Origin of the sequence: Microbispora sp. H10885, assembly GCF_014161415.1 — a bacterium.
Classification (GTDB): domain Bacteria; phylum Actinomycetota; class Actinomycetes; order Streptosporangiales; family Streptosporangiaceae; genus Microbispora; species Microbispora triticiradicis.
This window is the reverse complement of the sequence record NZ_JABBWY010000013.1, coordinates 35460-54299: the sequence shown is the minus strand read 5'-3', so window position 1 is coordinate 54299 and position 18840 is coordinate 35460. Positions and strand designations below refer to the sequence as shown.

Sequence of the window (18840 nt, the reverse complement as noted above, 5' to 3'; positions counted from 1 at the left end):
GCGTGAGCGTAACCCGCGTCAAGGGATCGCCAGGGAGAACCAGACCGTCTTGCCTCCCGCGACCCGGCTCGCCCCCCAGCGCTCGGCGAGCCGGGAGACGACGTACAGCCCTCTGCCGTCCTCGTCGAGGGGTCCGGGCTCGCGCTGCATCGGCAGGCGGTGGTTGTCATCGCTGACCTCGCACAGCAGGTGATCGGTGCGCAGCAGCCTGATCGTGACGGGCCGCGACGTCTGCCGTACGGCGTTGGTGACGAGCTCCGACGCGAGCAGCTCGGCCACCGGGGTCATCGAGGCGAGACCCCACGCGTCGAGCGTACGGCGGACCAGGCCGCGGACACGCGACGGCGTCATCGGCTGCGGCTCCATCATCCACTGGGCGACGTGCTCGCTCGGGATGCCGCGGAAGCGGATGGCCAGCATCGTGACGTCGTCGGCCCGGGCGGCCGACAGCACGGCGTCGCTCAGGTCCTCGATCGAGGTCCCGTCCGAGAGCCGGCGGCGCAGGTCCTCCACCTGCTGGCCGATGTCCTCCCCGCGTTCCTCCACGAGCCCGTCGGTGTAGAGGACGAGCATGCTGCCGTCCTCCGCCGCGATCTCCATCGTCTCGAAGGGGGTGCGGCCCAGCCCGATCGGCGGGCACTGGGGCGGCGCCAGCACCTCCGCCCGGCCGTCCGCGCCCACGAGGATCGGCGGCAGGTGGCCCGCGCTCGCGATCGTGCACCGGCGCAGCACCGGGTCGTACACGCAGTAGACGCAGGTCGTGATGGTCTGCTCGGCCAGCCGCTGCGCCACCTCGTCGAGCGAGTGGAGCACCTGCTCGGCCGGGAGGTCGAGCGCGGCCAGGGTCTGCACGACCGTGCGCAGCCGGCCCATCACGGCGGCGGCGGCCGGCCCGTGACCCATCACGTCACCGACGACCAGGGCCACCCTGCTGCCCGGCAGCGGGATCACGTCGTACCAGTCGCCGCCCACCCGCTCGGCCGCCGGCCGGTACCGGTAGGAGATCTCCAGCCCGGGCAGGTCGGGCGGAGCGCCGGGGCGCATGTCACGCTCCAGCGTCTCGACGATCTCGACCTGGCGGCGGTCCCGCCGGCCGTGGAAGATCGTGAGCGCGGCGGGCACGGCGAACTGTCCCGCGGTGAACAGGTCCGCCGGGCCGAACGGCGGCCGCCCGGCGTCGCGCGCGAGGAGCGCGCAGCCGACGACCGTTCCGTACGCCCGGAGCGGCACGGCGAGCAGGCGCCCGTCGAGCAGGGCGGTCTCACCGGCCTCGTCGCCGGCCCAGTGCGGTGGCAGCCGCCCGCCGGGATCGACCCGGTGCCAGGCGGCGCCGTCCACGTAGACCGCGGCGGCGTCGGCCAGCCCCGGCACCGCCGCCTCACACAGGGCCCTGGTGGCCTCCTCCGGGCCGGGGCTGTCGCCCACGGCCCGGACGATCGCGCTGACATCGTGCAGCATGGTCGACGGCTCCCCGCCTCCCCACACGGATGCGGCCGTTCAGCGATGGTCACGCCGGCAGTTGACGAAGAGCTGGATCTCCGGCGGCGCCTGCGTGGTCGCCGGCGCGTACGAGAGGTGGTTCTCCGACAGCACGGTGAATCCCGCGGCCTCGACGACCTCGCGCAACTCGTCGCGCAGATACCCCGTCACCCGCACGGGAGCGCCGAGGAACTGGAAGGGCACGTCGTCGAGGTCGATCTCCACCATGCTCAGCGAGAAGAGGCCGCCGGGCGCGAGCACGGCGTGGATCCGGCCGAGCGCCCGCTCGATCTGGGGCCGGGGCAGCATGAGGAGGCTGAAGAAGGCCGTCGCGGCGTCGAACGTGCCGAGCGAGGCGTCGAGGTCGACCACGTCGGTCTCGAAGAACGTGCCGACCGGCACGTTCTTCCTGGCCAGGTCGAGCATGACCGGGGAGATGTCGATGCCGGTGACCTCGCAGCCCGCCTCGGCGAACTGCTGCGCGGTGGGAGCGCCGGTGCCGCAGCCCACGTCGAGGACCCGCGCTCCCGGCTGGAGCTGCTTGATCAACCATTCACCGGCGGCGACCTGTCCCTCCTTGTGTGGGAACGCCTCGTCGTACCGGGCTCCGATGCGATTGAACGCCTCGGCCTGCATGGCCCGGTACTCCCGACGCGGATTGTCCGGTCCTGACTCGATTGTCATCATGGCCGCCATTGGTGATCAGCTGTATTTGCTTTCTTCTAGATAGGGGGCTTCGCCCGATCAAGTCAAGACATACCGAAGCTATTTAGGCTTTTCAGCAGGAAAACGAGTCAATGATCATTGTCAACCCTTACGCCATCGGCCGCGCCCGCCGAGCCCGGGAACGACGACGAAGGGCGGCCGGACCGCGCGCCGCGCCGTCCGACCGCCCTTCGACGATCCTGCTTGTGAAGCCACTTGTGAAGCTGTCTGTGGAGCTATGGGGACTCGAACCCCAGACCCCCTCCATGCCATGGAGGTGCGCTACCAGCTGCGCTATAGCCCCGTGCGACGCAGCCAGTGTATAGGAGTCGGCGCGGAGGCGGGTAACCGGCGGACGGGCCCCTCCCCCGGGAAGCCTGGGGAGGGGCCCGTCCGGACGATCAGAATCCCTGCGCGAGCCGGTAGTAGGCCTGGTTCCACCGCAGTTCCTTCGCGAACTGCCGGGGGGTCGTCGCCTCGTCGATGACGAGCAGTTCGACGCCCAGCATGTCGGCGAAGTCGGTCAGCTCCTCGGCCCCGAGGGCCGAGGACAGCACGGTGTGGTGCGGGGCGCCCGCCGTGATCCAGGACTCGGCGGAGGTGCGCAGGTCGGGCCGGGGCCGCCAGACGGCCCGCGCGACCGGCAGGGCCGGCAGCGGCTCGGGCGGGGCGACCACGTCGATCTCGTTGGCCACCAGCCGGAACCGCTCGCCCATGTCGGACAGGCCGACCACCACGGCGGGGCCGGGCGCCGCGTCGAACACGAGCCGGACCGGGTCCTCGCGCCCGCCGATGCTGAGCGGGTGGATCTGGCAGGAGGGGGTGTCCGACGCGATCGTCGGGCAGACCTCCAGCATGTGCGCGCCGAGGATGACCTCCTCGCCGGGAGTGAGGTGATAGGTGTAGTCCTCCATGAAGGAGGTGCCGCCGGGCAGGCCCGCCGACATCACCTTCAGCGTGCGCAGCAGCACCGAGGTCTTCCAGTCGCCCTCGCCGCCGAAGCCGTAGCCGTCGGCCATCAGCCGCTGCACGGCCAGGCCGGGAAGCTGACGCAGCCCGCCGAGGTCCTCGAAGTTGGTGGTGAACGCCTTGAAGCCGCCGCCCTCCAGGAACTGGCGCAGGCCCAGCTCGATGCGCGCCGCGTAACGCAGCGACTCGTGCCGGTCGCCGCCGACGCGCAGCTCCGGCGCCATCCGGTAGAGGTCGTCGTACTCCTTGACCAGCGCGGAGACGTCGGCGTCCGCGGCGGCGTCCACGGCCTCGACCAGCTCGTTGACCCCGTAGGTGTTCACCGACACCCCGAACCGCAGCTGCGCCTCGACCTTGTCGCCCTCGGTCACCGCCACGTCGCGCATGTTGTCGCCGAAACGGGCCAGGCGCAGCGACCCGACCTCGGCGCGGCCGGCCGCCGCCCGCGCCCAGGTGCCGATCCGCGCCACCACCGCGGGGTCGCTGACGTGCCCGGCGACGGTCTTGCGCGGCACGCCCAGACGGGACTGGATGTAACCGAACTCGCGGTCGCCGTGGGCGGCCTGGTTGAGGTTCATGAAGTCCATGTCGATGGAACTCCACGGCAGCTCGACGTTGGCCTGCGTGTGCAGGTGCAGCAGCGGCTTGCGCAGCGCGTCCAGGCCGGCGATCCACATCTTGGCCGGGGAGAACGTGTGCATCCACGCGATCAGGCCGATGCACTCGTCGTCGGCGTTCGCCTCCAGGCACACCCGGCGGATCGCCGCCGCGTCGGTGAGCACGGGCCGCCACTCGAGCTCGAACGGCAGCCCCTCGCCGAGGACCTCGGCGATGCGCTGGGACTGCTCGGCCACCTGCCGCAGCGTGTCCTCGCCGTACAGGCCCTGGCTGCCGGTCAGGAACCAAAACCTCACAGGTGACTCCTCTGTCCGTAGACGTTCTGATAGCGGTCGTACAAGCTGTCGACGTCGCCGGAGGCGATCGGCAGCGGCTCACCGAGCTGACGGGAGATGTGGACGGTGCGGGCGACGTCCTCGCACATGACGGCGGCCTTGACCGCCGCCTTCGGCGACTCCCCGATGGTGAACACTCCGTGGTTCTGCATCAGCACCGCACGGGAACGGTGACCTGTCAAGGTCTCCACGATCCCCTTGCCGATGTCGTCGTTGCCGATCAGCGCGAACGGACCGACGGGGATCTCGCCGCCGAACTCGTCGGCCATGGCCGTGAGCACGCACGGGATCGCCTCCCCGCGGGCCGCCCACGCCGAGGCGTACGTCGAGTGGGTGTGCACGACGCCGTTCACCTCCGGCATGTGCCGGTAGACGTAGGCGTGCGCGGCCGTGTCGCTGGAGGGCGCGAGGTCGCCCTCGACGAGGTGGCCGTCCAGGTCGCACACCACGATCGACTCGGGCGTCAGGTCGTCGTACGACACGCCGCTCGGCTTGATGACGAACAGGTCCTCTCCGGGCACCCGGCCCGAGACGTTGCCCGCCGTCCACACCACCAGGCCGTACCGCACCAGCTCGGTGTGGAGCCGGCACACGGTCCTGCGCAGTTCTTCGATCATGCACTGGCCTCGTTCCTGATCGCGCGGAGCCGGTGCAGGAGATCACCGTCCGCGAAGTGGTCGTGCAGCCTCCGGTACTCGGCGTACAGCCGGTCGTAGGCGTCGGCCCGCTCCTTGTCGGGCGCGTACACCGCGGCGTCGCGCTTGCCCATCGCCGCCGCGGCGGCGGTGATGTCGGGGTACGCCCCGGCGGCGACGGCGGCGTGGATCGCCGAGCCCAGCGCCGGTCCCTGGTCGGAGCCGATCACCGACAGCGGGCGGCGCAGCACGTCGGCGTAGATCTGCATGAGGAACCTGTTCTTCAGCAGACCGCCGGCGACCACGAACTCCTCGACCGGCACCCCGGCGGCCTCGAAGGTCTCCACGATCGTGCGGGCGCCGTACGCGGTGGCCTCGATGAGCGCGCGGTAGACGTCCTCGGGACGGGTGGCGAGCGTCTGCCCGACGATGACCCCGGACAGGGTGTGGTCGACCAGGACCGAACGGTTGCCGCCGTGCCAGTCGAGCGCGACCAGTCCGTGCTGCCCGACCTTCTGCCCGGCCGCGAGCGAGGTCAGATACTCGTGCAGCCCGAGTCCCGCCTCCGCGGCCCGCTCGGCGTACGAGGCGGGCACGCAGTTGTCCACGAACCAGGCGAAGATGTCGCCGACGGCGGACTGGCCCGCCTCGTAGCCCCACAGCCCGGGGACGATGCCGTCCTGCACCACCCCGCACATGCCGGGCACCTCGGCGAGCCGGTCGGAGCACATGACGTGGCACGTGGAGGTGCCCATGATGGCGACCATCTGGCCCGGCCGCACGGCGTCGGCCGCGGCCGCGGTGACGTGGGCGTCGACGTTGCCGACCGCGACGGCGATCCCCTCGGGCAGGCCCGTCCACTCGGCCGCCCGCGCGGTCAGCCGGCCGGCGAGGCCGCCGAGCGGCGCGAGGTCGGTGCCCAGCTTCCCGGCGAAGCCCGCGAAGCCGGGGTTGAGCGCGGCCAGGAACTCCTCCGAGGGGTAGGCGCCGTCCTGGAAGATCCCCTTGTATCCGGCGGTGCAGACGTTGCGGGTCTCCACGCCGGCGAGCTGCCAGATGATCCAGTCGGCCGCCTCGATCCACCGGTCGGCCAGGCCGTAGAGCTCCGGGTCCTCCTCCAGCAGTTGCAGGCCCTTGGCGAACTGCCACTCCGAGGAGATCTTGCCGCCGTACCGCGACAGCCACGGCTCGCCGCGCTCGGCCGCCAGGGCGTTGATCCGGTCGGCGTGGGGCTGGGCCGCGTGGTGCTTCCAGAGCTTCGGCCAGGCGTGCGGCCGCTCGGGGAAGCGCTCGCACAGCGGGTGGCCGTCGGCGGTGACGGGCAGGATCGTGCAGGCGGTGAAGTCGGTGCCGATGCCGACCACCTGCTCGGCCGGGACCTGCGCGGCGGCCAGGGCCTTCGGCACCGCGTGCCGAAGCACGTCGATCCAGTCCGCCGGCGACTGCAGCGCCCAGTCGGGCCCGAGGCGGACCCCCGAGCCCGGCAGCGCCTCCTCGATCACCCGATGGGCGTACTCGTGGACGGCGCCGCCCACCTCCTCGCCGTCGCTCACCCGCACCACCACGGCACGGCCGGACAGTGTGCCGTAGTCGACGCCGATGACGTAACGCTCGCTGTTAGCGCTCACAAGTACTCCAAACCAGGGAGAGGGGAGAGGGGACCCGGGCCCGCGCTATCTGCGCCTGGCGGTGATCAGCCGCTGCAGCAGGATGAAGGCGAACAGCAGCAGGCCGATGAAAATCTTGGTCCACCACGAGCTCAGCGTGCCCTCGAAGCTGATGATCGTCTGGATCAGGCCGAGCACGAGCACGCCGAGCACGGTGCCGAGCAGGTAGCCGCTGCCGCCGGTGAGCAGCGTGCCGCCGATGACGACCGCGGCGATCGCGTCCAGCTCCATCCCGACGGCGCTCAGCCCGTATCCCGACAGCGAGTAGAAGGCGAACAGCAGACCGCCGAGCGCCGAGCAGAACCCGCTGACGGTGTAGACGGCGATCTTCGTACGGGCCACCGGCAGGCCCATCAGCAGCGCCGACTGCTCGCTGCCTCCCGTGGCGTACACGTTGCGGCCGAGCCGGGTGTAGTGCAGCACGTACGCCGCGGCCAGCACGACCACGAGCGCGATCAGCACACTCGGCGAGACCCACATGTCGCCGCCGAGGTCGACCCGCGTCTGGGCGATCGCCGTGAACGTCGAGTCCTCGATCGGGATCGAGTCGGTGCTGATCGTGTAGCACAGGCCGCGGGCGAGGAACATCCCGGCCAGCGTCACGATGAACGGCTGGATCTCGAAGTAGTGGATGATCGCGCCCATGCCCAGGCCGAGCACCGCGCCGATCACCAGCACCAGGGCCATGACCCCGAACGCCGGCCAGCCGTCCTTCAGCAGGCTGGCACTGATCATCGTGGAGAGCCCGACCACCGATCCGACGGACAGGTCGATGCCGCCCGTGAGGATCACGAACGTCATCCCGACCGCGACCACCAGCAGGAAGGCGTTGTCGATGAAGACGTTGAGGATGATCTGCCCGGTGGCGAAGCCCTCGTAGCGGATGCCGCCCGCGACGAACATCGCGATGAACAGGCCCGCCGTCACCATGACGGGGATGTACTTCTGCGGGACCGTGCGGCGGAGGTCCAGCAGACCGGTGACGCTCGTCATGCCGAGACCCTCACCTTCTCTTCGGTCACCGGGCTCGGCGCCTGCGGGCGCCTGCGCCGGTGGAACACCTTCTCGCGGAAGGCCGGGGACTGCAGCAGGCAGACGATCGTCACCACGAGCGCCTTGAACAGCAGCGTGGTCTCCGGCGGGACGCCGATGGAGTAGATCGTGGTGGTCAGCGTCTGGATGATGAGCGCGCCGAGCACCGTGCCGCCGAGCGAGAAGCGGCCGCCCGCCAGGGACGTGCCGCCGATCACGACGGCGAGGATGGCGTCGAGCTCGATCCACAGGCCGGCGTTGTTGCCGTCGGCGCTGGAGACGTTCGAACTGATCATGAGCCCGGCGATGCCCGCGCACAGCGCGCAGAACGTGTACACCGTGATGAGGACGCCGCGGGCGCTGATGCCCGACAGGCGGCTCGCCTCGGCGTTGCCGCCGACCGACTCGATGAGCAGGCCCAGCGCGAGACGCCGGGTGAGGAACGCCGTGAGCGCGAGCACGACCGCCACGATGATGATCGAGAACGGCAGCGTGAGCCAGTAGCCGCCGCCGATCAGCTTGTACGGCGAGCTGTTGACCGTGGTGATCTGGCCGTCGGTGATGAGCTGGGCCAGCCCGCGTCCGGCGACCATCAGGATCAGCGTGGCGATGATGGGCTGGATGCCGATGCCCGCGACCAGGAGGCCGTTCCACACGCCGAGCACCACCGAGAGCGCCAGCGCGATCCCGACTGCTCCGAGGACCCCGCCGATCGAGTTCTGGTCGCCCAGGTCGCTGATCTGCAGGCAGGCCAGCGCGCCGGCGATGGCCACGACCGACCCCACCGACAGGTCGATGCCGCTGGTGGCGATGACGAGCGTCATGCCGAGCGAGACGAGGATCAGCGGGGCGCCGAAGCGGACGATGTCGATGAGGCTGCCGTAGAGGTGGCCGTCCTTCATCTGCACCCGGAAGAAGTTGTCGGTGAAGACGAGGTTGAGCGCCAGCAGGGCGACCAGGATGGCCACGGGCCAGAACAGCCGGTGTCTGAGGAACCGCGTCATGAGATGGCTCCGCTCGCGATCGTCTCCGTGAGCCTGTCCGTGGTGAGGCTCTCGTCGTTGTCCAGTTCGGCCACCAGCCGGCGGTCGCGCAGCACGCCGACCTTGTGGCTGAGCCGCAGCACCTCCTCCAGCTCGGCGGAGATGAACAGCACGGCCATCCCGCCGTCCGACAGCTCGGCGACCAGGCGCTGGATCTCGGCCTTGGCGCCGACGTCGATGCCCCGGGTGGGCTCGTCGAGGATGAGCAGGCGGGGCTCCAGGATCAGCCAGCGGGCCAGCAGCACCTTCTGCTGGTTTCCGCCGCTCAGGTTCCTGACGAGCTGCTCGGGATTGGCCGGGCGGATGTTCAGCGCGGAGATGTACTTCTCGACCAGCTCGTCCTGCTTGCGCCGCGGGATCGGCCTGGTCCAGCCCCGCGCCGCCTGCAGCGCCAGGATGATGTTCTCCCGGACCGTGAGGTCGGGGATGAGCCCCTCGGCCCGCCGGTTCTCCGAGCAGAAGGCGATCTTGCGGGCGACCGCCGACCGGGGCGTGCGCAGGCTGACCGCCTGGCCGTCGATCTTCAGTGCGCCGGTGCCCGCGTGGTCGGCGCCGAACAGCAGCCGGGCGATCTCCGTACGGCCCGAGCCGAGCAGCCCGGCCAGGCCGACGACCTCCCCCTCGTGGATGGTGAGCGTGAACGGCTCGATCGCCCCGGTCCGGCCCAGCAGCTCGGCCTCGACCAGCGGCGCGGCCTCACGGGCGGGCGGGCGGCCCTCCAGTTTCTCCAGGTCGGCCAGCTCGCGGCCGATCATCTTGCCGACCAGCTCGACCTGGCTCAGCTCGCTGGTGAGGTACTCCCCCACGAGCGTGCCGTTGCGCAGGATCGTCATGCGGTCGGAGATCTCGTAGATCTGGTCGAGGAAGTGCGAGACGAACAGGATCGCGATGCCCTGTTCCTTGAGCCGGCGCATCACCCGGAACAGCTGGGCGACCTCCCCCGCGTCGAGGCTGGAGGTGGGCTCGTCCAGGATCAGCACCTTCGCGTCGATGTCCACCGCCCGCGCGATCGCGACCATCTGCTGGATGGCCAGCGAGTACGACGACAGCGGCGCCGACACGTCGAGGTCGAGGTCGAGGCGGGAGAGGATTTCCCCCGCCCGGCGGCGCATCTTCTTCCACTGGATCCGGCCGAGCCGGCGCGGCTCACGGCCGATGAAGATGTTCTCCGCCACCGAGAGGTTGGCGCAGAGGTTGACTTCTTGGTAGACGGTGCTGATGCCCGCCTGCTGGGCGGCCAGCGGGCTGGAGAAGGCGACCCGCCTTCCCTCCAGCTCGATCTCGCCGGCGTCGATGTCGTAGACGCCGGTCAGCACCTTGATGAGCGTTGACTTGCCGGCGCCGTTCTCGCCCATGAGGGCGTGCACCTCTCCCGGCAGCAGCCGGAAGTCGACGCCGTCCAGCGCCTTCACGCCGGGGAACTGCTTGCCGATCCCGCTCATCCGCAGGATCGGCGCGGGTGCGGCCATAGCGGAGCCCCTCTCTCGTTCCTACTCACTGTCGCGGCACCGGGCCGCCCCGGGAAGAGGCGGCCCGGTGAGGGAATCAGTGCTTACGATCAGTACTTGCGGTTGGGCAGGGCCTCCTTGGCCTGCTCCTGGGTGAAGGTGGTCTCCTCGGTCACCACGCGCGGCGGAACCTGCTCGCCCTTGACGACCTTCTTCGCGAGGTCCATCAGCTGGGGGCCAAGCAGCGGGGAGCACTCGACGATGTAGTTGATCTTTCCGTCGGCGAGGGCCTGCATGCCGTCGTGCACCGCGTCAACCGTGATGATCTTGATGTCCTTGCCCGGGACCTTGCCCGCGCCCTCGATCGCCTCGATGGCGCCGAGGCCCATGTCGTCGTTGTGCGCGTAGAGCACGTCGATCTTGGGGTTGGACTTGAGGAAGGCCTCCATGACCTCCTTGCCCTTGGCCCGGGTGAAGTCGCCGCTCTGCGAAGCGATCACCTTGAACTTCGGGTCGGCCGAGATGATCTCGCCGAAGCCCGCCTTGCGGTCGTTGGCGGGCGCAGAGCCGGTGGTGCCCTGCAGCTCGACGATGTTCACCGTGTCCTTGCTGTCCTTGTACTGGTCGACCAGCCACTGGCCGGCCTTCTTGCCCTCCTCGACGAAGTCGGAGCCGAGGAAGGTCTTGTACAGGCTGGTGTCCTTGGAATCCACGGCCCGGTCGGTGAGGATGACCGGAATCTTCGCGTTCTGGGCTTCCTTGAGCACGGTGTCCCAGCCCGACTCCACGACCGGCGAGAAGGCGATCACGTCGACCTTCTGCTGGATGTAGGAGCGGATGGCCTTGATCTGGTTCTCCTGCTTCTGCTGGGCGTCGGAGAACTTCAGGTCGATGCCGGCCTCCTTGGCCGACTCCTGGACGGACTTGGTGTTGGCGGTACGCCAGCCACTCTCCGCGCCGACCTGCGAGAAGCCCATGACGATCTTGTCGTCGCCGCCGCCCGACGAGCCGTTGCTGGCCGACGAGTCGCCGTCGCCGCCACCGCTGCATCCGGCCATCGTCAGGGCGGTCGCGCCCGCCAGGATCAGTGCCGAGATCCTCTTCAACACTGTGGGGATCCTTTCATCGCTGTTAGCGCTAACACAGGTCAGGTGGTCAGCGCTGATCATTTGTTTGATTTCCGTACGGCTAGCGCGCGCCTGTCGTGCTTCCCCTTCGTACGAACTGGGGAGGCACGACGAGCCGTTCATGGGGCAACGGCTCGTTCGACTCGATCTGCCGGAGCAGCACGTCGATGCTGCGCCTGCCGACGGCCCCGAAGTCCTGTCTTATGGTGGTGAGCGGTGGGGAGAAGAACTCCGACTCAGGGATGTCGTCGAAGCCCACGATGCTGATCTGCTCGGGGACCTTCACCCCCTCCTCCGTGAACGCCCGCAGCAGGCCGAGCGCCATCTGGTCGTTGGCGACGAACACCGCGGTGACGTCGCCCGCCATCGCGGCGAGGTGCTTTCCGGCCTGGTAGCCCGATCGAGGACTCCAGTCACCGGTCAGCATGTCGGGTACGCGGCGCCCCGCCTCAGTCAGCACCGCGCGCCAGCCCTCACACCGCCCTTCGGCCTCCAGCCAGTCGGCGGGGCCGCTGACATGCCAGACGGTCTCGTGGCCGAGGCCGAGCAGGTGCGAGGTCGCCAGCCTGGCTCCCTCGACCTGGTCGACGCTCACCACGGAGACGTCGCCCTGATGCCAGCCCTCGACGGCCACGGCGGGCATGCCCGCCGGCAGGTCGTCGAGTGCACGGGCCGCCGAGCGCTGCGGAGCGACGACGACGATGCCGTCGACGCCCTGCTCGGCGAGGTAGCCGATCGCGTCGTTCACGCCGGCCCTGTCGATGGTCCGCAGGCTCACGATGCTCACGAAGTAGCCCGCGTCCCTTGCGGCCTGCTCGATTCCGTATACCGTGCTCGCCGGTCCGTACAGCGTCGTGTCGAAGCTGACGACGCCCAGCGTGCGCGAGTGCTTGGTGACCAGTGCCCGGGCGACGAGGTTGCGGCGGTAACCGAGCTGGTCGATGGCCCGCATGACCCGGGTGCGGGTCTCGGCGCGGACGTTCGGATGATCGTTGAGCACCCGCGAGACCGTCTGGTGCGACACTCCGGCCAGCCTGGCCACGTCGGCCATGACGGGCGGGCGGCGCTCGACGTTGGGTCCCACGGTCGCTCCTCTCAACTGCTTGGCAAGAACTGTGAGCGTTAACACAACCCGGCGTCAAGGAGGTCGCCGGTCACGGTCCGGTTACGCCGAAACATGCCGGTAACCCAGCATTGACGGACATGCCACATCAGCTTTAACTGGTGACCGGATCCCGGGTGTTAACGCTCACCCATCGATGGAGAGGCTGTGTTATCGTTAACAGAACTGTCTGAGGAGCTGCTCGCATGACCGAAAACCCCTGCTCATCGGCCCTGCCGATCGTGGCGGCAGCGAGGATGCCCGGGTTCGGTGGTCACACACGGTAGCCATGAGCGGTGGCACTGGGGACGCCGGCGCGACCGGCACGGCCACCCGCCGGTTTGGGGCGTTCCAATCGCTACGAACGTTTCAGGCGTGCCGGGGCCAAGTGCCTGGCCCCCGGTGACCGATTCTCAGCCCCGGCAGGCAGAAACCCCGGCCGCCGGAGCAACCCCGTGAGCGGCTCGGGATCCCATGGACGGCGACACGCTTCCGCGCCTGGCCCTGCTTCGCTCCTGTCCTGCTTTCACCCCGCCCTGCTTTCGCCCTTGGGGCACCAATGCCACCCCTGCGGGTCCCGTTTGCGCGCCGGAGATTTCATTCGCGCAGTCGGGTGGTGCGGGGGTTGCGGTAGGTGAAGGCCCAGCGGTCGTCGCCGATCTTGCGGCGGGTGTAGCGGGCCGGGTGGCGGTAGCGGTCGCGGTTGTGGAACTGGCACGCCGGTCCCAGCAGCTTGAGGTCGGTCAGCCCGCCGCTGCACCAGTCCTCGGCGTGGTCGATCTGGCACATCGTGGCCGGCAGCGGGCAGCCGTCCACCCAGCAGGTCGCATACCGCGCGAAGACCGCCCGCCGCTGCGCCGGAGTCGCCAACCTCACCTTGCGGCCCATGTCCAGCACCTGCCCACCGGCGTCCATCACGATCCGCACCAAAGTGCTGGTGCGAGCCAGCCGGTGCACGCGGGAGACGGGCAGCAGATGCCCGGTCGCCAGGATCAACCCCGGCAACCCCCGCAACCACACCCCCGGCGGCGGACTGTTGACCCCCACCCCCGGCCACGCGTCATCGTCGCGTTCCACCCCCGGCGGAGCATCGGCTCCTGTCCGGGACGTCTCATGCCGCGCCTCGCCTGTCCAGGAGGCGTGCCGGTAGCCCTCCGCCGGGCAGTCGTCGGCAGGGCGGTCCCCGCCGGGGCAGCCGTGAGCACGGCGATCCCCAGGGCGATCTCCGCTTGGACTGTCCTCCGTGTGAGCGCCAGTGGCGTCGTCACTCTTGGTCGGGGGCTCAGTCGGGGGATCAGGGGCATGCGTCTGCTGCGCACATGTGCGGGCGTCAGAGCCGGGGGCGGAACCAGGGCCGCAGGAACCGAGGTCTGCGCCAGGGCCGTCGCTCGGGTCGGTGTCTGAGGGGTCGCTGGTGGGGTGGCCGGCAGAGGGGTCAGCTGTGGGGTCGTCTGAGGGGCCGGTGCCCGAAGGGTCGGGACCAGGGCCTGGGTCGGTGTCTACCGAGTCGGTGGTGGGGTGTCCAGCTGAGGGGTCGGTGCCTGAGGGACCGTCGGCAGTGGGGTCGTCTGAAGGGCTGGCTGTGGGATCACCTGAGGGGTCGGTGCCTGCGGGCTCGCGTGAGGGTTCGTCGGCTGAGGGTTCGTCGGCTGGGGGGTCGCCGGGCAGGGATTCGGCGGTGACCAGCACCAGAAGCTCGGTCGCGATCTTGTTGTCCAGGAACGCGATGACCGCGTCGGCGTTCCGCACGCTCAGCGTCCGGTCATCGCCCTCGGCCTTCGGCTTTGCGTAGACATCCAGCAGGTGCTGCAACCGCGCCGCGGCCTCGACCGGGAGGTAGAACTCTCCCTCCAGTCCGCCGTTCCTGCGCCGCCGGACCCGGAAGAACCGGCGGTCGAAGTCGGCCTGCTCGTCCTGCTCGTGGCCGTCGGGGTCCAGCACCGCCCGTAGATACCGCCCCGCCTTGGCCACCTCCGCCGCACCCGCCGACCCGGCCAACTCCAGCAAAATTCCCTCAGCGGTGGTCGCCTGCTCGTCGGTCAACCCGGAGGTGGCGGTGCAGATCGCCTCCACGATCCCCTCCGCCAGGCCGCCCTCGGCGAACCGCTCACGCACCCGCGACAGACGACCCAACTCCACGCCCATCGTCACCAACCGACCGGCTCCGGGGATGGTCATCCCCCCGACGCTGCGCAGCCACAATCTGGTCGAGGCGTGCCCATGGTTCTTCGCCTCCCCAGCCCGGTGGACCCGGCCCACCCGGGCGGCCAACGCCGAAGTGATCCGATCGCGGGCCGCCAGCAACTCCTCCGCCTCAGCCAGACACACCTCCGCCGACTCAGGCACCGGCACCAGCGCCACCACCCGCGCCGCCTCACCAACCGCCGCCACCGCCACCCACGACGACGACCCGGCACCGCAAGCACCACCGAAGCCACGCTCAGACGCGCTGCCGGGCACACCGTCCGACGCACCACCAGGCGCACCGCCGGGTGCACCACCGGCAGTCCGACCACGGTCGGCGTCACCCCGGCCCGCATCGTAGATTGGGCCCGGACCTCCTGAATGCTCCCGACCGGCATCCCGATCGCGGTCGGTGGTTCCTCGGCCCGCATCCTGGTCCTCGTCCGCGTTACGCGGGCCGGCGGCAGGGGTGCCGTCAGATGCGCCACCGGCGTCGGCGGCCGGGGCGGCCGGGGTCTCGGGGGCGTTGACTCCGGCAGCGGCGGGACCGCGGGCGCCGCCGGCTGCACCTCCTGGGTGACCGGCGGCCGAGAGAGAACCGGCTGCGGCGCCGGAAACGCCGGCAGAAGAACCATCAGGGGAAGCGCCATTCGCGGTTTCGTCGCCGACGGGGTCGTCAACGGCAGCGGTACCGGCACGAGTCGTAAATGCTCGAACAAAGGGAAAGGTCGCCGGGGTGTCAAATCGGCCGGCGTGCTTTCGCCCTTCGGAATCGGCGATCGGCACAAATTCGCGGGCGAGGGAACCTTCTGACGACCAAAGGGGCGAGCCGGCGACCAGGCGATCCCACCAGTCGTCGGCGGCATGTGAATCATAGGGATGACCAGGACCGAAGCCAGTCGGATCCATCACGCCCCCTTCGCCGATTCGAAATCCTGTACTAATCCTTCCACGAACCGGCACCGGGCGACAACCGCGCGCTGAGACTTGCTGGAGCTACAGGCGAAGGGCGCAGCCCAGCGAATTGAATATTCCTATTTAGGCCCATTGCGCTGATATAGCCGACCTCTGGAAGCGGCACGCGTTCACGTGCGCGGCGCGACAAGGCGGGCGGGCACAGGCTGCACAGGCTGAATGGACGGCGGGCCGATCGGCGACGGGCAGGTTACGGAAGGCCGGTCACGCGGCGGCCGCGCTCTCCCTGACCACGAGTTCGGGCTCGACCAGACGCGCCGACTCGACGTCGCGCCCTGCGATGCGCTGGAGCAGGAGCCGGAACGCCTGCCGGCCGAGCACGCCGAAGTCCTGCCGCACCGTGGTCAGCGGCGGCCAGAAGTACGCCGCCTCCGGCACGTCGTCGAACCCCACGACACTCACGTCCTCGGGCACCCGACGGCCCGCCTCCCGCAACGCCCGCAACACCCCCATCGCCATATGATCATTGGCCACGAACACCGCCGTCACCGCCTCATCGGCCGCCAACCGCCGCCCCAGCTCATAACCCGACGACGCCGTCCAATCCCCCACCAACGGCTCAGGCACCACCCGGCCCTCCGCCTCCAGCACCGACCGCCACCCCGCCGCCCGGCCACGCGAATCCACCCAATTCGGCGGACCCGCCACATGCCACACCGTCCGATGCCCCAAACTCAGCAGATGCCGCGTCGCCCGCGCCGCCCCCGCCCGCTGATCCACCGCCACCACCGGCACCGGCACATCCCCACCCCCACCGACCACCACCACCGGCAACCCCGCCGGAAGCTGCCGCACCCCCTCAGCCGCCGACTCATGCGGCGCCACCACGATCACCCCGTCCACCGACTGCGACCGCAGCCGATCCACCCCCCGCCCGATCCACCGCCGATCCAGCACCGGCAAACTCGCGATACTCACCAGATAGTCACTGTCACGCGCCGCCTGCTCCACCCCGAACAACGTCGACGCCGGCCCGTACAACGTGGTGTCGAAACACACCACCCCCAACACCCCCGACCGCCCCGTCACCAACATCCGCGCCGCCGAATTCGGCCGGTAATCCAGCTCCCGCACCGCCGCCAGCACCCGCTCCCGCGTCTCCGGCCGCACCTTCTCCGGAGCGTTCAGCACCCGCGACACCGTCATCGCCGACACCCCCGCCAGCTCCGCGACGTCTTCCATGACCGCCGCCCTCGGGCGCTCGGCCGGGCTCTCTCCAGGCCGCACCATCGTCATCCCCCGCGTCCCCGCTCTTCCCGATCAGTCGCCCTGAACGAACCCGACAGACTCCGACACGATCCCGGCACAGTCCCGGCACGTTGCCGGGACTGCCGGGACCAGCGGACGGTGCGAGCGCCGACGGCGATCACCGGCGGGACGCGTACCGAAAAGGAACGTTCCGCCTGGCGACCGCGCGCTTCACACCACCCACCCGATGGTACCGTTAACAGCTCGGCTTCCCTGGTCGTGACCCCTGCACCGGCCCTCGCGCCGGGCCCTGCACCGCCTCCCGCGCCGGCCCCTGCACCGGCCCGCCGCGCAACTCCGCGCGGGCGAGCCAGGTGAGGGCGGTCAGGAGGAGGGCTCCCCCGGCCACCTGTACGGCGGTCATGCGCTCCCCCAGCAGAACGACGCCGGCGACGGCCGCGACGAGGGGTTCGAGCAGGGAGACGACCGACGCGGTGACCCCGCCCACGACGCCCAGACCGGTGAAGAACAGCCGGTACGCGAGCGCGGTCGGCACGATCGCCAGATAGCCGAGGAGCAGCACGCTGGTCGTCGTGTGCCCGGCAGGCAGCAGCCCCCCGCCCACGGCGAGCGGGAGCAGGCACAGCGCTCCCCCGGCGAAACCCCACACCGCCACCCCCTCCGCGGGCATGCGGCGGGTCACGAGGGTGACGAAAGAGTAGGCGGCCGCCGACACCAGGCAGTAGCCGACGCCTGCGGGGCCGGCCGGGGCCGCTCCACCCGTGAGCATGGCCAGCCCGGCGAGTGCGAGACCGGCGCAGGCGAGAGCCGTACGGCCCAGCGGCTCACCCTGGAAGATCCGGCCGCCGGCCGCCACCAGGAGCGGGGCCGTCCCCATGGTGATCATCGTCGCGACCGCGACGCCGGTCTCGGCGATCGCGGCGAAGTAGGCGGCCTGACACACCGCCATGGCCGGGCCGACGAGCAGCACCGCCCGCCAGGAAGGGCGGCAGCGCGCGAACACGAGCAGCAGTGCCGCCCCGCAGGCGAAGCGCCAGAAGGACACGGCGACGGGGCTCAGCCGGCCCGCGTCGTGGAGCATCGCCCCCGCCGCGCCGCCGGTTCCCCAGGCGGCCGCGGCGGTGGACACGTGGACAAGGCCCTGCCGTACGGACAGGGCTGGAGCATGATTCATCGACGTCTCTCCAGTGAGGTGGGCCCGATTCCCGTACGCGGGCAGGGGCCACCGGCCGGGCCTTCCAGACCCGGCTCACCGGATGACGCCGCCCGCTATCGGGCGGGCGGCGGAGAGACGATCATTGGCACGCGGGCCACACTAGCGGGCTCTCCCGAAACACGGCATCGGCTTTTCCGGCATTTGGGGGGTGCCGGTGCGCACAGCCGGACATCGAAGTCGTAGTCTTGGCATCGTGACAGCCCGAGGCGAGGTCAGGTCGCCTCGGGCTGTCCGCTGTCCGGCCCCCCGATAGTGCGGCGTAGTGCGGCGGCCGGTAGGCAGCGCGGCGGCGCGGCTCAGGACCCCGCCGGCACACGTTCCAGGAAGGCGAGGACCCGCGACCACGCGTCGGCGCAGGCCTCGGCCAGTTCCGGCCGGCCGAGTTCGAAGAAGCTGTGCGGGGCTCCCGGATAGGTGACGAACTCGTGCTCGACTCCCGCGCCGTCCAGCGCCTCGTCGAACGCCTTCACCACCTCGGGCGAGATGCCCTCGTCCGCGCCGCCGAACAGTCCGAGGATCGGCCCGCGCAGCTCACCGGCCAACTGGGTGGGGCCGGGATTGCCGAACAGCGTGTCCGGATATCCGTACAGGCCGACGACGCCCCTGAATCCGAGTTCGGGGCGGGCCGCCAGGAACGCCAGCCTGCCGCCGAAGCAGAACCCGAGCGTGACGACGTCCTGGTGCCCCTCAGTCCGCAGGCACCGCGCCCCGGCGGCGATGTCGGCGAAGAGGGTGTCCTTGTGCGCCTTGCCCAGGTGCTCCATGAAGGGGAAGCCGGCCGGGCGCGGGCCGGTCCCCGCCGTACGGCCGAAGTAGTCGATCGCCAGCGCGGGATGCCCCTGCTCGGCGAGCCGTCCGGTCAGCTGCTCGTAGAACCCCGAAAGGCCCCGGTTGTCGGGGAGGACGAGTACGGCGGCACCGGCGCGTTCTCCGGGACGGGACAGGAAAGCCGCGAATTCCGCTCCGTCGCCCGAGGTCAGGACGAGGCGCTCGGACGACGTGGTCGTGAGCGGAGCACCGTGAACAGGGGGTACGGCGTCGGCGTCATAGCACACGGGCGGGCATCCCTTCATAATCAAATGAACGACGCCCGAAA

The 18840-nt window shown here is 70.2% G+C and carries 14 protein-coding genes and 1 tRNA gene; all 15 read right to left on the bottom strand.

The genetic code is table 11. The annotated features are described in order from the left end of the window. Positions 1 to 18: 18 nt before the first annotated feature. Positions 19 to 1458 (bottom strand): ATP-binding SpoIIE family protein phosphatase, encoded by a 1440-nt coding sequence (locus tag HHX37_RS30300; protein WP_182887630.1) that lies wholly within the window; start codon positions 1456 to 1458, stop codon positions 19 to 21. Positions 1459 to 1497: 39 nt separating this feature from the next. Continuing rightward, positions 1498 to 2166, bottom strand: a complete 669-nt coding sequence (locus HHX37_RS30295; RefSeq protein WP_208759221.1) for a class I SAM-dependent DNA methyltransferase — start codon at positions 2164 to 2166, stop codon at positions 1498 to 1500. Positions 2167 to 2415: 249 nt separating this feature from the next. After that, positions 2416 to 2488: transfer RNA gene (locus HHX37_RS30290), tRNA-Ala, on the bottom strand. A 97-nt stretch (positions 2489 to 2585) separates the two neighbouring features. Then, on the bottom strand, positions 2586 to 4067 hold the full coding sequence (gene araA, locus HHX37_RS30285; RefSeq protein ID WP_182876589.1) for an L-arabinose isomerase: 1482 nt from the start codon (positions 4065 to 4067) through the stop codon (positions 2586 to 2588). Then, complete coding sequence (locus HHX37_RS30280) at positions 4064 to 4723, bottom strand: L-ribulose-5-phosphate 4-epimerase (protein ID WP_111697909.1); 660 nt, start codon at positions 4721 to 4723, stop codon at positions 4064 to 4066. Before HHX37_RS30280 ends, araA begins: the two co-directional genes overlap by 4 nt. Further along, on the bottom strand, positions 4720 to 6369 hold the full coding sequence (gene araB / locus HHX37_RS30275; protein WP_182887629.1) for a ribulokinase: 1650 nt from the start codon (positions 6367 to 6369) through the stop codon (positions 4720 to 4722). The genes HHX37_RS30280 and araB overlap by 4 nt, the downstream gene beginning before the upstream one ends. A 45-nt stretch (positions 6370 to 6414) precedes the next feature. After that, positions 6415 to 7401 (bottom strand): galactofuranose ABC transporter, permease protein YjfF, encoded by a 987-nt coding sequence (gene yjfF / locus HHX37_RS30270; protein ID WP_182882972.1) that lies wholly within the window; start codon positions 7399 to 7401, stop codon positions 6415 to 6417. Continuing rightward, on the bottom strand, positions 7398 to 8444 hold the full coding sequence (locus HHX37_RS30265; RefSeq protein WP_111697906.1) for an ABC transporter permease: 1047 nt from the start codon (positions 8442 to 8444) through the stop codon (positions 7398 to 7400). Before HHX37_RS30265 ends, yjfF begins: the two co-directional genes overlap by 4 nt. Next, positions 8441 to 9952: a sugar ABC transporter ATP-binding protein gene (locus HHX37_RS30260; protein WP_182882973.1), complete on the bottom strand. Its 1512-nt coding sequence runs from the start codon at positions 9950 to 9952 to the stop codon at positions 8441 to 8443. The genes HHX37_RS30265 and HHX37_RS30260 overlap by 4 nt, the downstream gene beginning before the upstream one ends. Before the next feature lie 89 nt (positions 9953 to 10041). Beyond that, entirely contained in the window at positions 10042 to 11040 is a 999-nt protein-coding gene (locus HHX37_RS30255; RefSeq protein WP_208759222.1) for an ABC transporter substrate-binding protein, read from the bottom strand. Positions 11041 to 11119: 79 nt separating this feature from the next. Continuing rightward, positions 11120 to 12109: a LacI family DNA-binding transcriptional regulator gene (locus HHX37_RS30250; protein ID WP_182876608.1), complete on the bottom strand. Its 990-nt coding sequence runs from the start codon at positions 12107 to 12109 to the stop codon at positions 11120 to 11122. A 648-nt stretch (positions 12110 to 12757) separates the two neighbouring features. Then, entirely contained in the window at positions 12758 to 14551 is a 1794-nt protein-coding gene (locus HHX37_RS30245) for a DUF222 domain-containing protein (protein ID WP_182887628.1), read from the bottom strand. Positions 14552 to 15523: 972 nt separating this feature from the next. Next, complete coding sequence (locus tag HHX37_RS30240; protein ID WP_259406877.1) at positions 15524 to 16501, bottom strand: LacI family DNA-binding transcriptional regulator; 978 nt, start codon at positions 16499 to 16501, stop codon at positions 15524 to 15526. Between the two features lie 262 nt (positions 16502 to 16763). Further along, positions 16764 to 17702, bottom strand: coding sequence for a DMT family transporter (locus HHX37_RS30235; protein ID WP_182887626.1), 939 nt, complete (start codon positions 17700 to 17702; stop codon positions 16764 to 16766). A 338-nt stretch (positions 17703 to 18040) separates the two neighbouring features. Next, on the bottom strand, positions 18041 to 18799 hold the full coding sequence (locus HHX37_RS30230) for a dienelactone hydrolase family protein (RefSeq protein ID WP_310740601.1): 759 nt from the start codon (positions 18797 to 18799) through the stop codon (positions 18041 to 18043). Positions 18800 to 18840 lie beyond the last annotated feature (41 nt).

Bases quoted from the DNA above. Each gene is read 5' to 3' on its own strand.
- HHX37_RS30300 (WP_182887630.1), bottom strand. From the start codon at position 1,458: ATGCTGCACGATGTCAGCGCGATCGTCCGGGCCGTGGGCGACAGCCCC.
- HHX37_RS30295 (WP_208759221.1), bottom strand. From the start codon at position 2,166: ATGATGACAATCGAGTCAGGACCGGACAATCCGCGTCGGGAGTACCGG.
- HHX37_RS30280 (WP_111697909.1), bottom strand. From the start codon at position 4,723: ATGATCGAAGAACTGCGCAGGACCGTGTGCCGGCTCCACACCGAGCTG.
- yjfF (WP_182882972.1), bottom strand. From the start codon at position 7,401: ATGACGAGCGTCACCGGTCTGCTGGACCTCCGCCGCACGGTCCCGCAG.
- HHX37_RS30265 (WP_111697906.1), bottom strand. From the start codon at position 8,444: ATGACGCGGTTCCTCAGACACCGGCTGTTCTGGCCCGTGGCCATCCTG.
- HHX37_RS30260 (WP_182882973.1), bottom strand. From the start codon at position 9,952: ATGGCCGCACCCGCGCCGATCCTGCGGATGAGCGGGATCGGCAAGCAG.
- HHX37_RS30250 (WP_182876608.1), bottom strand. From the start codon at position 12,109: ATGGCCGACGTGGCCAGGCTGGCCGGAGTGTCGCACCAGACGGTCTCG.
- HHX37_RS30240 (WP_259406877.1), bottom strand. From the start codon at position 16,501: ATGGAAGACGTCGCGGAGCTGGCGGGGGTGTCGGCGATGACGGTGTCG.
- HHX37_RS30235 (WP_182887626.1), bottom strand. From the start codon at position 17,702: ATGAATCATGCTCCAGCCCTGTCCGTACGGCAGGGCCTTGTCCACGTG.